Origin of the sequence: Ideonella sp. (genome assembly GCF_041918995.1) — a bacterium.
Lineage (GTDB): Bacteria > Pseudomonadota > Gammaproteobacteria > Burkholderiales > Burkholderiaceae_C > Ideonella.
The window spans coordinates 218,483-231,205 of the sequence record NZ_JAYRUN010000001.1 but is presented as its reverse complement, the minus strand read 5'-3'; the positions used below and the strand labels follow the sequence as shown (position 1 = coordinate 231,205).

Genomic DNA, 12,723 nt, shown 5'->3' with positions numbered 1-12,723 from the left:
GTGGGGCAGTCGGCGCGCCGCGTCAGCGGGCGTAGAGGTGGTCGATGAGGTCGTGGTACTGCGTGGCGGAGTGCTGCACCGAGCAGTGCTCGCGCATGAAGCGCCGCGCCGCCTGGCCGATGCGCGCCCGTGCGGCGGGGTGCAGCATCAGGTGCTCCAGCGCCTGCGCCAGCGCCTGCGGCTCGCCGAGCTCCAGCGGCACCTTGATGACGGTGTCGTCCGGCGCCTCGGCGAAGGGGCCGAAGTTGTGGATGATGGCCGGCAAGCCCAGCGCCATGGCGCGGGCCAGCGTGCCCGAGCTTTCGCCCACGCTGGGGTAGCGCAGGTTCACCAGGGCGTCGGCCGCCACGATGTGGCGGAAGAAGGTGTCCTCGTCGAGGAAGCCGGTGACGGTGACGCAGTCCTCCAGGCCGTGGCGCTGGATGTGGGCGTCGATGTCGAAGCCGGCATTGCGCTCGCCACCGATGACGAAGTGGAAGCGTGCGCCGCGGCGGCGCAGCATGGCCAGCGCCGCCAGGGTGCACTGGATCTGCTTGGGGGGCGTGATGTAGCCCAGCGACAGCACCACGAAGGTGTCTGCCGGCAGGCCCAGCGCCTCGCGGGCCTCATGCTGGGGCAGCTCGTCGTACGCCAGGGCCTGCGGCGCGAAGTGGTGGGGCAGCACCGTGGTGCGCGCGTGCGCACCGGCCGGCAGCCGCTCGTACACCCAGCGGCTGTGCACGATGACGCCGCGCGCCTGGTGCACCAGGTGGGTGTTCACCGGCAGCGAGATCTTCTGCGCCTCGGAGAACAGGCCCACGTGGCGCAGGTCGGCCAGGGCGGCGCCGGACGGGCCGTACTCCTCGGCCAGCACGTCGCGGTAGGCGTCCTTGTCGCCGGCCACCAGGGTGGCGTCCTCCACCAGGTAGTGCAGGTTGAAATCGTGCTGCACCAGGATGCCCGGGCGCTCGCGGAAGGCCCGGTAGGCGAAAACGTGGTCGCCGTTGTTGCCGATCTGGTAGACGTGCGGGCAGGCGGCCAGCGCGCGCTCGTCGGCGTACTCGGCCTGCGTGACGGCCCGCCAGCGACCGCCGCTGGCGGCCGCCGCCCGGGCCGCCGGCTCGGGCACGCGCTCGCACACCACCACGATCTCGCGCGATTCCGCCAGCGCGGGCAGCAGCTCCAGCATGTAGTCGGCGATGCCCGACTTGGCCGGCGGCAGCGGCGAGAACATGACCACCGGCCTAGCCATGCGTGGGCTCCACCAGCCGCATGGGCACGGCCTTGGCGAGCGGGGTGGCGGCCCCCGTGGACGACGCAGCGGCCCGTGCGCGGCCGGCGGCGGGCTCGGCCGCCAGCACCGGCCGCGGCCGCGTGGCCTCCACGATCGCGTTCACGTAGTCGGCCACCTGGCGCTTGAGCTCCACCGTGGTGTAGTGATGGAGGTGGAAGAAGCCCTCGCGGAGCTCGGCGAGCTGCTGCGTGATCTGCCCCAGGGCCTCGGTGGTGCGGGCCAGCCCGGCGTCCACCTCGGCCCGCCATGACGCGGCCTCCGGGTCGGCAGGCGCCGCGGCCAGGGGACCCGCGCCGCGCAGGCTGCCCTGGGCGGCGGCGCGGCCCAGCTCGCGCACATCGGCAGCGAGCGTGTTCACGCGGCTTTCCAGCAGGCACTGCGCACCGGCGTGCGCCTCGACGAAGGCATTCAGCGCCCGGCTGAGGTGGTGCTCGGTGAGCTGCCCCACGCTGGCCTGCAGCTGCCGGATGTCGGCCACCGCCTGCGCCAGGCGCAGCGCCAGGCTCATCTCCACCAGCTTGTGGCTCTCGTGGTGCTCCGGCAGGAACACGTGGTCCTCCGGCAGGTCGTCCACGAACCGCACCCCGCAGCGCCGGGCGGTGGGCGACGCGGCGATCTCGCGCAGCACCTGCGCGCGCGCGCCGGGCTGCTGCTCCAGCAGATGCAGGTAGTGGCCGAAGCCACCCCCGTCCGGCCACTGGCGCTGCAGGGCGAGGTACGCGTTGATGACGAAGTCCGAGGGGCTGCCGTGCATCAGGGCGCTGGCCCGCACGGTGCTGGGCGGCTGCAGGGTGGGGGTGGCCACGGGAGTCCTTCGCGGGGCGTTGGCAAGACCCGGCGGATTCTGGGAACCGACCGTGAAGGCGCCGTGACGCCCGGCTGCGCCCTGCCGACGCGGCGGGACTTGACGTGGCGCAACCTGGGGGGGCGTCGGACCGGGGCGCGACAGTGCGTTGTCAGCCACGCGCGCTGCAATACCGCACCCTACGCGCGCGCAGTGTCGTGCGCGCGCCCCGACAGCAGGAGACCCGGATGACCCGCTACGCCGATTTCCACCGCCGCTCCATCGAGGACCGTGACGGCTTCTGGGCCGAGCAGGCCGCCCTGATCGACTGGCAGGCGCCGTTCGAGCAGGTGTGCGACTACAGCCACCCGCCGTTCGCGCGCTGGTTCCCGGGCGGCCGCACGAACCTGTGCCACAACGCGGTGGACCGGCACCTGAAGGACCGCGCGGCGCAGAACGCGCTCATCTTCGTCTCCACCGAGACGAACCAGGAGCGTGTCTACAGCTTCGCCGAGCTGCACGCCGAGGTGCAGCGCATGGCCGCCAGCCTGCAGGCGCTGGGCGTGAAGCAGGGCGACCGCGTGCTCATCTACATGCCGATGATCCCCGAGGCGGCGTTCGCCATGCTGGCGTGCACCCGCATCGGCGCCATCCATTCGGTGGTGTTCGGCGGCTTCGCCAGCGTCAGCCTGGCCAGCCGCATCGACGATGCCGAGCCCACCGTCATCGTGAGCGCAGACGCGGGCTCGCGCGGCGGCAAGGTGGTGGCCTACAAGCCCCTGTTGGACGACGCCATCGCCCACGCCACGCACAAGCCGGCCAAGGTGCTCATGGTCAACCGCGGCTTGGCGCCCTTCACGCCGGTGGCCGGCCGCGACGAGGACTACGCCGCCCTGCGCGAGCAGCACCGGCACGCCGAGGTGCCCTGCACCTGGGTGGACAGCACGCACCCGAGCTACACGCTCTACACGAGCGGCACCACCGGCAAGCCCAAGGGCGTGCAGCGCGACACGGGCGGCTATGCCGTGGCGCTGGCCGCCAGCATGAAGCACATCTTCTGCGGCCAGCCGGGCGAGACCTACTTCTCCACCAGCGACATCGGCTGGGTGGTGGGCCACAGCTACATCATCTACGGCCCGCTGATCGCCGGCATGGCCACCATCATGTACGAGGGCCTGCCGATCCGGCCCGATGCCGCCATCTGGTGGAGCCTGGTCGAGAAGTACAAGGTGACGGTGATGTTCAGCGCGCCCACCGCCGTGCGCGTGTTGAAGAAGCAGGACCCGGCCGCGCTGAAGAAGCACGATCTCTCGTCGCTGCGCGCGCTGTTCCTGGCCGGCGAGCCGCTGGACGAGCCCACCGCCAAGTGGATCGCCGAGGCGCTGGGCAAGCCCATCATCGACAACTACTGGCAGACCGAGACCGGCTGGCCCATCCTCACCATCTGCAACGGCGTGGAGCAGGCGCCGAGCAAGTTCGGCTCGCCCGGCAAGGCGGTGTACGGCTACAACGTGCAGCTGCTGGACGAATCCACCGGCGAGGCGCTGACCGAGCCCAACCAGAAGGGCGTGGTCGCGATCGAGGGCCCGCTGCCCCCGGGCTGCATGCAGACGGTGTGGCGCGATGACGCCCGCTTCGTCAAGACCTACTGGTCCAGTGTGCCCGGCAAGATGGTGTACTCCACCTTCGACTGGGGCATCAGGGACGAGGACGGCTACTTCTTCATCCTGGGCCGCACCGACGACGTGATCAACGTGGCCGGGCACCGCCTGGGCACGCGCGAGATCGAGGAGAGCATCTCCAGCCACCCGGCCGTGGCCGAGGTGGCGGTGGTGGGCGTGGCCGACACGCTCAAGGGCCAGGTGGCCGTGGCCTTCGCCGTGCTGAAGGACCCCTCGCTGGCCGCCACCGAGGCGGACGCCAAGGCGCTGGAGGCCAGCGTGATGAAGGTGGTGGACGAGCAGCTCGGTGCGGTGGCGCGTCCGGCGCGGGTGCGTTTCGTCAGCGTGCTGCCCAAGACCCGCTCGGGCAAGCTGCTGCGCCGCGCCATCCAGGCCGTGTGCGAGGGCCGCGACCCGGGCGACCTGACGACGATGGAAGACCCGGCGGCGCTGCAGCAGGTGAAGGACCTGCTCGAGCGCGCCTGACGTGCAGGCGGCCCCCGTGCCGTTGTGCACATTGGGGCGGCGACGGCGCAGCTGAAGCCGGCGGGCAGGCAGGGAGAATGGCGGGTTTACATCTCTTCACACTTCCATGCCTGCCCTGTACCGGCGCCTTGCCGCCTCCTGTGCCGTCTCCGTGGCCGCCCTCCTTGCCGCTTGTGGCGGCGGTGGCAGCGACCCGGCCTCGCTCACCTACAGCACGGATATCGTCCGCGTCACCGCCTTCGAGAACCAGGCCGCCGACGTCAACGCCTTCGAGACCGCTGCCGTCACGATCCAGGTGACCGTCAGCAACCCGCCCAGCGGCCAGTCCTATTTCTTCATCGGTGACACGGGCACCGGTTTCCAGGGGCAGCCGATGGAGGTGTTCCAGCTGTCCGACACCACCTTCGAGGTGACCCTGCACCCGCAGGTGGCCCAGTCGGCCGGCGTCTACACGGGCGAGCTGTCGGTGCTGCTGTGCAAGGACCCCGCGTGCAATGCCCGCCATGAACTGGACAACGACACGCTGCCGTACGAGGTGACGATCACGCCGCAGCTCAGGGCGGACGTGGTGGCCGACGGCATCGAGGTCGCGTCCGTGCGCTCCGACCGCGACCACGAGCAGGGCAGCATGTCGGTCGAGGGCGACTCGGTGGTGATCGAGTTCACCAGCAGCATCCCCGTCACGCTGCACTACAGCCGCGGGCTGCCGGGCGAGCCGGTGGTCGAAGTGGACCCGTCGTCGACGGACACCTACCTGAAGGTGCGCGTGAGCCGCGCGGGTCCCAACGGCGGCGGGTCGGTCAACCTGATGCTGTGGCCCGACGACTCCAGCTGGACCATTCAGCACGGCGTGGCCTTCGACGTGAGCTTCATGCCCTGACGCGGCTGAATCCGGCCTGCGCTTCGCGCAGGCCGGGCCGCACGCTCAGTTCACCCGGATCGGGATGTACGTGGCGTTGTTGCTGCGTACCGCGTCGGCCACCGTGTTGTCCTTGTCCACCACGGTGCCCAGCCAGTAGTTGCGGCCGCTGACCAGGTCGCTCGGGATGGTCACCGTGCGGCGGTAGGTCATCACGTCGCCGCGGCCCAGGCTCATGCCGGTGTTGGTGGCCAGCAGCCGGTCGCCGGTGGAGATGATGTCGTTGCTCGACACATACCAGCCGGTGTTCACCACCTGGGTGGCCTCGCCGTTGTTCTCGTAGGTGAACTCCACCTGCACCTGCTGGCCCTTGTTCACCCGGTAGCCGGTCTCGCCGTTCACCGTGACGGTGGGCAGCGCGACGCCGGCCGTGGTGAACACGCCCGTCTTCACGTGGCGCGAGTACTCGCCGTTGGCGTAGCTGTACTTCCAGTGCGCCGCGCTCACGTCCTGGTAGTTGTTGCCCCACAGGCCGTACAGGCGCACCGCGCCGTCGCTCGCGTCCTCGCCGAGGTAGCCACGCGCCGCCGTGCCGTTGGCCCAGATGTGCTCGAAGTCGGCGCCCATCACGTTGTACTCGGTGTTCACGTGCAGCAGGCCCATGGCGTGGCCGAACTCGTGGATGCCGGTGCCTTGCAGCTGGCGCCTGGTGCCGGTGTAGCGGATGAGGCTGGACTTCAGCTCGTCCGCGGTCCACTGGAACGGCGCGTTGTAGTCGAAGATGACGTCCGACTCGTTGCGCTGCGCCACCACGCCGAAGAGCCAGTAGCAGCTGTCCCACCAGTAGGCGATGGCCGGGGCGCCCTGCAGCACGTTGGCGTCGGTGCTGCCCCAGGTCTCGTTCTGGCCGTTGTTCAGCCCCACGCCGCCGGTGTCGCTGATGAGCGAGTACCAGAAGGGCGTCGGGTTCTGGTTCGTCAGGTCGATGGTGCGCTGGATGCCGTTGCGCCAGTAGCCGTCGGGGAAGCTGGTCGTGCTGGCGCGGAAGGTGACGTTGTTGGAGCCCCACTTCATCGGCGTGCCCATGCAGTCGATGACGTTGTAGGCGAAGGCCGGGGTGGCGGCGGCGCAGGCCAGGGCGGCGCCGAGCAGGGTGTGCAGGGGTTTCATGGTGCAGGTGCTTTCGTTGGGTTCGTGATGACGGGAGCCGTGCGCACGCGCGGCGCTCAGCGGGACTTGTTCCGGAAGGCGGACAGGTCGTCGGCCGGCAGGCTGGCCTGCTCCGCGGTGTCGGCGGCCGAGCGGTTGCGCTCGCGGGCCGGTGCCGGTGCCTGCGGGGCGGGCGCCTCGCGGCTGGACGGCGCGCGCAGCGTGGCTTCGGGCGACAGGCCGGCGAACGGCTGGGCCCCCTCGGCCTGCGGCAGGCGCAGGCTGCGCAGGTGGGTGGCGAAGGTGTCGGCGCTCAGGGCGCGGGCCGGCGCGGCGCGCTGGCTGTCGGGCGAGCGGCGGCCTTCACCGGCACCCGCGCGGTCGGTGCCGGCAGCGCCGCCACTGACCATCTGCATTTCCACCATGGCCGGGGCCTCGGCCTCGTAGCGGCGGCGGGCGTCGTCCATGCTCAGCCCCTGACGCTCCAGCATGGCGCGGGCCTGCGGGTTGCGCATCAGGGCGTCGAAGCTGGGGCGGGGGTAGCGCAGGGTGCGCAGCTCGGCCGGCACCTCGCCGCCGGTGACCACACGCTGCTGCTCCACCGCCACCACCGGCGCGCCGGTGCCGTCGTGCACCACGCCGTTGGCGATGCGGAAGCGGCCGTCCAGGCAGCCGGACAGGGCGCAGCCCGACTCGCCCGTGCCTTGCAGGAACAGGATGTCCTCGTCACCGGCCTGGAACACCGGCACCTCGGAGGCGCGCAGGAAGCGGCCCTGGCCGTCCGGGCCGCCGATGAAGCGCAGCGTGAACTGCTGGCTGGCCATCTGGCCGCGCAGCGGGCGCACCACCTCGAAAGTGACGAGCGTGTGCGGCACGGCGCCGCGGCCGTTGGCCTCGGCCTGGGTGTAGTCCACCTGGGCCACGCGGGTGTGGACGATGGCGCGGGCGTGGTTGGCCAGGTCCTGCAGGTCGTCGCCATGGGCGGCGGCCGGCAGGCTGGTGAGCGCGGCGCCGGCGGCCAGCAGGCCGGCCAGGGCCACGGGGGCGAGGCGGAAGGATCGTTGCGACATGGGAGAACACTCCGTTGGGTGCGGGGGCCGCGACCGTCGCCGCCCCATGTCCGTCACTCTAGGAACCGGTGCCCGATTGGCCGATCCCGGCGCGTAGGGAAGACCGGCCCTGGGGTGAGGGGCCTCTTTCGGGGGATGGGCCCCCCGGCGGCGGGGGAGGACGGTTTATCCTTCGTGCTGCGCGAAAGCTCGCTTGGTCATCCGCTGAGAGCGTTCCTGCCAGCCTTCGTGCACCATGGCTGCCGCGACACGCTGCTGGTGACCGGCTGACCGGCTGGCCACCGGCCCCGGCCGCGCCGCCCTACCCGGGCGGCGCGGTAGGCGGGTGAGGGCAGCCGTCGCTTCCGCCATTTCGCCGTCATGCGCTTCGATCTCGTCACGCTCAACCTGGTGCTCGCCATCGCCGAGACCCGCAGCATCACGCGGGCGGCCGAGCGCGAGCACCTGGCGCTGGCGGCATCGAGCAAGCGCCTGAAGGACCTGGAAACCCGCCTGGGCGTGCAGCTGTTCGAGCGCCGCGCCCGGGGCGTGGAGCCCACCGAGGCCGGCCGTGCCCTCGTGCGCCATATCCGCAGCCTGCACGCGGCGCTGCATGCGCTGGAAAGCGAGGTGGTCGAGTTCAGCCGCGGCATCAAGGGCCATCTGCGCATCGCGGCCAATGCCGGCGCCATCGCCGAGGCGCTGCCGGCCGACCTGGCCGCCTTCTCGCGCGAGCACCCGCAGATCCGCATCAGCCTCGAAGACATGACCAGCGCCGAGGTGCAGGCGGCCGTGGCCGAGGGCCGGGCCGACGTGGGCGTGTTCGCGCCGCCGCTGGCGGACGCGGCCCGCCTGCAGACCTGGCCCTACCGCACCGGCGCCCTCGCCGTGGTGCTGCCCTCCGGCCATGCGCTGGCCGGGCAGCCCGGCGGCCTGCGCTTCGAGGCGCTGCTCGACTACGACATCGTCGGCCTGCACATCGGCGCCTCGGTGCACGAGCAGATGCTGCAGCGCGCGCTGGAGCGCGGCCGCACGCTCAATGCCCGGCTGCAGGTGCGCGGCTTCGACGCCATCGCCCAGCTGGTGGGCGAGGGCCTGGGCGTGGCCGTGCTGCCCGCGGCCGTGGCCGAGCGTTTCGCCCGCCTGTTCCCCATCACCGTCCGCCCGCTGGACGAGCCCTGGGCCGAGCGCCGCTACCTGCTGGCCGCCCAGCGGCAAGAGGTGCTGCCCGCCGCCGTGCAGCGCTTCATCGACCGCCTGCGCCAGGCGGCCTGACCCTCAACACCTCTTCTTCCCGCGTCACCGCCACCGCCATGACCACCGCCCGCACCCTCTACGACAAGCTCTGGGACGACCATGTCGTCCACACCGAGGACGACGGCACCGCCGTGCTCTACATCGACCGCCACCTGGTGCACGAGGTGACCAGCCCGCAGGCCTTCGAGGGCCTGGAGATGGCCGGGCGCAGGGTGTGGCGCCTGTCGGCCAACCTGGCGGTGAGCGACCACAACGTGCCCACCACCGACCGCTCGCAGGGCATCGCCGACCCGGTGTCGAAGCTGCAGGTGGACACGCTGGACGCCAACTGCGACCGCCACGGCATCACCCAGTTCAAGATGCACGACAAGCGCCAGGGCATCGTGCACGTGATCGGCCCGGAGCAGGGCGCCACGCTGCCCGGCATGACGGTGGTCTGCGGCGACAGCCACACCAGCACCCACGGCGCCTTCGGTGCGCTGGCCCACGGCATCGGCACCAGCGAGGTCGAGCACGTGCTCGCCACGCAGACGCTGTTGGCCAAGAAGGCGAAGAACATGCTGGTGAAGGTGGACGGCGTGCTGCCGCGCGGCTGCGGCGCCAAGGACGTGGTGCTGGCCATCATCGGCCGCATCGGCACGGCCGGCGGCACGGGCTACACCATCGAGTTCGGCGGCTCCACCCTCCGCTCGCTCAGCATGGAAGGGCGCATGACGGTGTGCAACATGGCCATCGAGGCGGGCGCGCGCGCCGGCCTGGTGGCGGTGGACGACACCACGCTGGAGTACGTGAAGGGCCGCCCCTTCTCGCCGCGGGGCGTGGAGTGGGAGCAGGCGGTGGCCCATTGGCGCACCCTGCACTCCGACCCGGGCGCGCACTTCGACCAGGTGGTGGAGATCGACGCCACCCAGCTCAAGCCGCAGGTCACCTGGGGCACCTCGCCGGAGATGGTGCTGCCCGTCGATGCGCGCGTGCCCGATCCGGACAAGGAGAAGGACAGCGTGCGGCGCGGCGCCATCGAGCGCGCCCTGCAGTACATGGCGCTGGAGCCCAACAAGCCGCTGGCCGACATCCGCATCGACAAGGTGTTCATCGGCTCCTGCACGAACAGCCGCATCGAGGACATGCGCGAGGCGGCCGCGGTGGTGCAGCGCGTGGGGGGCCGCATCGCCGCCAACGTGAAGCTGGCGCTGGTGGTGCCGGGCTCCGGGCTGGTGAAGGCGCAGGCCGAGGCCGAGGGCCTGGACCAGGTGTTCAAGGCGGCCGGCTTCGAATGGCGCGAGCCGGGCTGCAGCATGTGCCTGGCCATGAACGCCGACCGCCTGGAGCCGGGCGAGCGCTGCGCGTCCACCAGCAACCGCAACTTCGAGGGCCGCCAGGGCGCGGGCGGCCGCACCCACCTCGTCAGCCCCGCCATGGCCGCCGCCGCCGCCATGGCCGGCCATTTCGTCGACGTGCGTCGCATCGCCTGAGCCGGGAGCCCGCCATGCAAGCCTTCACCCTCCACACCGGCCTGGTCGCTCCGATGGACCGCGCCAACGTCGACACCGACGCCATCATTCCCAAGCAGTTCCTGAAGTCGATCAAGCGCACGGGCTTCGGGCCCAACCTGTTCGACGAGTGGCGCTACCTCGATGCCGGCGAGCCGGGGCAGGACCCGGCCACGCGCCGCCCGAACCCCGACTTCGTGCTGAACCAGCCGCGCTACCAGGGCGCGTCCATCCTGCTGGCGCGCGACAACTTCGGCTGCGGCTCCAGCCGCGAGCACGCGCCCTGGGCACTGGAGCAGTACGGGTTCCGCGCGCTCATCGCGCCCAGCTTCGCCGACATCTTCTTCAACAACTGCTTCAAGAACGGCGTGCTGCCCATCCAGCTGCCCGAGTCGCAGGTGGCCCGGTTGTTCGACGAGGTGGCCGCCTTCCCAGGCTACCAGCTCACCATCGACCTGCGGCGCCAGGTGGTGGTCAAGCCCGATGGCACCGAGCTGCCCTTCGACGTGCAGCCCTTCCGCAAGTACTGCCTGGTCAACGGCTTCGACGACATCGGGCTCACGCTGCGCCACGCCGATAAGATCCGCGCCTTCGAGGCGGAGCGCCTCGCCAAGATGCCCTGGCTGGGGCACCGAGTGATCTGACATGCCTGACATGCGCCTTGACCTGCACCTGGGTGTCCACAAGACCGCCACCACGCACCTGCAGCGCTACTGGGTCCAGTGCGCCGGGCTGCCTGGGGCGGCCGCGTGCCCGCCCATGCAGGAAGTGCGCAACGCCGTGACGCCCGTGGCCTACGGCGCGCCGGCCACCGCCCAGGCCACGGCCTGGCTGGCCGGGTGGCCCGGGCGCACCGACCGCCTGGTGCTCAGCGAGGAGAACCTCATCGGCGACTGCGGCCTGCTGTTCGACCAGCAATCGCTGTATGCCGATGCGCGACGCCGCCTGGCGCGCGTGGCCGACATGCTGCCGCAGGCCGACCTGCGCCTGTGGCTGTGCATCCGCGAGTACGGCAGCTTCATCCGCTCGGCCTACAGCGAGGTGCTGCGGCACCGCCCGTACAAGCCGTTCCGCTCGGCCTACACCGGCTTCAACCTCGACCAGCGCGGCTGGCCGGAGCTGGTGGCCGACGTGCAGGCCGCGTTTCCGCGCGCGCGGCTGCACGTGTGGCGCTACGAGTCGCTGGCCGAGCTGCGCGACCGCATCACCACCACGCTGTTCGACGTGCCGGCCAGCGCCCTGCCCACGCCGGACGATGCCCGCGACCGCCAATCGCTCAGCCGCATGGCCGTGCGCCTGCTCGACGACATCTGCCAGAAGGCCGGGGCCGACGTGGCCACCAAGGTCCGGCCCTCGGTCGAGCGCATCGTCAACGGCCCCAACTACCCGCGCTTCGACCCCTGGCGCGACGACGAGCGCCAGGCCTTCCAGCGCCGCTACGAGCAGGACACCGCCCGCCTGGCGCGCGAGCCGGGCATCACCTGGCTCGGCTGAGCGCGGCACCGGGCCCGCCCCCTCTTTCTTTCGCTTTCCACGAGACCCCCATGAAAATCGCAGTCCTTCCTGGCGACGGCATCGGCACCGAGATCGTCGCCGAGGCCGTGCGCGTGCTGAACGTGCTCGACCTGCCCTTCGAGCTGGAGCAGGCGCCCGTGGGTGGCGCCGCCTATGCGGCGATGGGCCACCCGCTGCCCGAGTCCACGCTGAAGCTGGCCCGGGCCGCCGACGCGGTGCTGTTCGGCGCCGTGGGCGACTGGAAGTACGACACGCTGGAGCGCTCGCTGCGGCCCGAGCAGGCCATCCTGGGCCTGCGCAAGCACCTGGGGCTGTTCGCCAACTTCCGCCCCGCCATCTGCTACCCGCAGCTCACGCACGCGTCCAGCCTCAAGCCCGAGCTGGTGGCGGGCCTGGACATCCTGATCATCCGCGAGCTCACCGGCGACATCTACTTCGGCCAGCCGCGCGGTCGCCGCACGGCAAGCGACGGCCACTTCCCAGGCGCCGAGGAGGCGTTCGACACCATGCGCTACTCGCGCCCGGAGATCGAGCGCATCGCCCACGTGGCCTTCCAGGCCGCGCGCCAGCGCGGCAGGAAGGTCACCAGCGTGGACAAGGCCAACGTGCTGGAGACCTTCCAGTTCTGGAAGGACGTGGTCACCGAGGTGCACGCCCAGTACCCCGACGTGGCGCTGGAGCACATGTACGTGGACAACGCCGCCATGCAGCTGGTGAAGGCGCCGAAGAAGTTCGACGTCATCGTCACCGGCAACATGTTCGGCGACATCCTCTCGGACGAGGCGTCCATGCTCACCGGCTCGATCGGCATGCTGCCGTCGGCCTCGCTGAACGCGAAGAACCAGGGGCTGTACGAGCCCAGCCACGGCAGCGCGCCGGACATCGCGGGTCAGGGCATTGCCAACCCGCTGGCTACAATTCTGTCTGCCGCCATGATGCTCCGCTTTTCCCTTCAGCAGCCCGAAGCCGCCGATCGCGTCGAGAACGCGGTGCGCGCCGTGCTGGCCGCGGGCTACCGCACGCCCGACATCTGGAGTGAAGGCACCCACAAGGTGGGTACGCGCGAGATGGGTGACGCCGTGGTCGCGGCGGTCACCGGCAAAACGATTACCAAGAGCTGACAGCTCGGTCTCGTCTCGCCCCTACCCAGGACCCCGGCGAAGCGAGCCGGGGTGGCAGGTGAAGTGGGTCCGGGCAACT

General features: G+C 71.1%; 11 protein-coding genes. 7 read left to right on the top strand and 4 right to left on the bottom strand.

The annotated features are described in order from the left end of the window. Nucleotides 1-22 precede the first annotated feature (22 nt). Together ACE3UN_RS01120 and ACE3UN_RS01115 are read right to left on the bottom strand one after the other, a co-directional pair. The gene (locus tag ACE3UN_RS01120; protein ID WP_374673055.1) at nt 23-1,231 is read right to left on the bottom strand and encodes a glycosyltransferase family 4 protein; all 1,209 of its coding nucleotides are present in this window, start codon (nt 1,229-1,231) and stop codon (nt 23-25) included. Further along, nucleotides 1,224-2,078, bottom strand: a complete 855-nt coding sequence (locus ACE3UN_RS01115; RefSeq protein WP_374673054.1) for a hypothetical protein — start codon at nt 2,076-2,078, stop codon at nt 1,224-1,226. Before ACE3UN_RS01115 ends, ACE3UN_RS01120 begins: the two co-directional genes overlap by 8 nt. 197 nt (nt 2,079-2,275) lie before the next feature. Here ACE3UN_RS01115 and ACE3UN_RS01110 point away from each other — a divergent pair, with 197 nt between their 5' ends. Together ACE3UN_RS01110 and ACE3UN_RS01105 are read left to right on the top strand one after the other, a co-directional pair. Beyond that, nucleotides 2,276-4,204, top strand: a complete 1,929-nt coding sequence (locus ACE3UN_RS01110) for a propionate--CoA ligase (protein ID WP_374673053.1) — start codon at nt 2,276-2,278, stop codon at nt 4,202-4,204. Nucleotides 4,205-4,310: 106 nt separating this feature from the next. Continuing rightward, a complete protein-coding gene (locus tag ACE3UN_RS01105) occupies nt 4,311-5,084 on the top strand; it encodes a hypothetical protein (RefSeq protein ID WP_374673052.1) in 774 nt (257 codons plus the stop codon). Between the two features lie 45 nt (nt 5,085-5,129). Here ACE3UN_RS01105 and ACE3UN_RS01100 read toward each other — a convergent pair whose 3' ends face one another. Both ACE3UN_RS01100 and ACE3UN_RS01095 read right to left on the bottom strand, forming a co-directional pair. Further along, complete coding sequence (locus ACE3UN_RS01100) at nt 5,130-6,233, bottom strand: hypothetical protein (RefSeq protein WP_374673051.1); 1,104 nt, start codon at nt 6,231-6,233, stop codon at nt 5,130-5,132. A gap of 56 nt (nt 6,234-6,289) precedes the next feature. Continuing rightward, nucleotides 6,290-7,282, bottom strand: coding sequence for a hypothetical protein (locus tag ACE3UN_RS01095; protein ID WP_374673050.1), 993 nt, complete (start codon nt 7,280-7,282; stop codon nt 6,290-6,292). A 360-nt stretch (nt 7,283-7,642) separates the two neighbouring features. Between ACE3UN_RS01095 and ACE3UN_RS01090 the strand changes: the two genes are divergently transcribed. Genes ACE3UN_RS01090 through leuB form a run of 5 tightly spaced genes read left to right on the top strand, consistent with a single transcriptional unit; the run spans nt 7,643 to nt 12,644 of the window. Then, nucleotides 7,643-8,536: a LysR family transcriptional regulator gene (locus ACE3UN_RS01090; RefSeq protein ID WP_374673049.1), complete on the top strand. Its 894-nt coding sequence runs from the start codon at nt 7,643-7,645 to the stop codon at nt 8,534-8,536. 38 nt (nt 8,537-8,574) lie between these two features. After that, nucleotides 8,575-9,990 carry a 3-isopropylmalate dehydratase large subunit gene (leuC, locus tag ACE3UN_RS01085; RefSeq protein WP_374673048.1) on the top strand — a complete coding sequence of 472 codons (1,416 nt, stop codon included), beginning with the start codon at nt 8,575-8,577 and terminating at the stop codon, nt 9,988-9,990. Nucleotides 9,991-10,004: 14 nt separating this feature from the next. Beyond that, a complete protein-coding gene (gene leuD, locus ACE3UN_RS01080) occupies nt 10,005-10,652 on the top strand; it encodes a 3-isopropylmalate dehydratase small subunit (protein ID WP_374673047.1) in 648 nt (215 codons plus the stop codon). A 10-nt stretch (nt 10,653-10,662) separates the two neighbouring features. Next, on the top strand, nt 10,663-11,502 hold the full coding sequence (locus tag ACE3UN_RS01075; protein ID WP_374673046.1) for a hypothetical protein: 840 nt from the start codon (nt 10,663-10,665) through the stop codon (nt 11,500-11,502). Nucleotides 11,503-11,552: 50 nt separating this feature from the next. Next, on the top strand, nt 11,553-12,644 hold the full coding sequence (leuB, locus tag ACE3UN_RS01070; protein ID WP_374673045.1) for a 3-isopropylmalate dehydrogenase: 1,092 nt from the start codon (nt 11,553-11,555) through the stop codon (nt 12,642-12,644). The last annotated feature ends 79 nt before the right edge of the window (nt 12,645-12,723 follow it).

Bases quoted from the DNA above. Each gene is read 5' to 3' on its own strand.
- ACE3UN_RS01120 (WP_374673055.1), bottom strand. From the start codon at position 1,231: ATGGCTAGGCCGGTGGTCATGTTCTCGCCGCTGCCGCCGGCCAAGTCG.
- ACE3UN_RS01105 (WP_374673052.1), top strand. From the start codon at position 4,311: ATGCCTGCCCTGTACCGGCGCCTTGCCGCCTCCTGTGCCGTCTCCGTG.
- ACE3UN_RS01100 (WP_374673051.1), bottom strand. From the start codon at position 6,233: ATGAAACCCCTGCACACCCTGCTCGGCGCCGCCCTGGCCTGCGCCGCC.
- ACE3UN_RS01095 (WP_374673050.1), bottom strand. From the start codon at position 7,282: ATGTCGCAACGATCCTTCCGCCTCGCCCCCGTGGCCCTGGCCGGCCTG.
- ACE3UN_RS01090 (WP_374673049.1), top strand. From the start codon at position 7,643: ATGCGCTTCGATCTCGTCACGCTCAACCTGGTGCTCGCCATCGCCGAG.
- leuC (WP_374673048.1), top strand. From the start codon at position 8,575: ATGACCACCGCCCGCACCCTCTACGACAAGCTCTGGGACGACCATGTC.
- leuD (WP_374673047.1), top strand. From the start codon at position 10,005: ATGCAAGCCTTCACCCTCCACACCGGCCTGGTCGCTCCGATGGACCGC.
- ACE3UN_RS01075 (WP_374673046.1), top strand. From the start codon at position 10,663: ATGCGCCTTGACCTGCACCTGGGTGTCCACAAGACCGCCACCACGCAC.
- leuB (WP_374673045.1), top strand. From the start codon at position 11,553: ATGAAAATCGCAGTCCTTCCTGGCGACGGCATCGGCACCGAGATCGTC.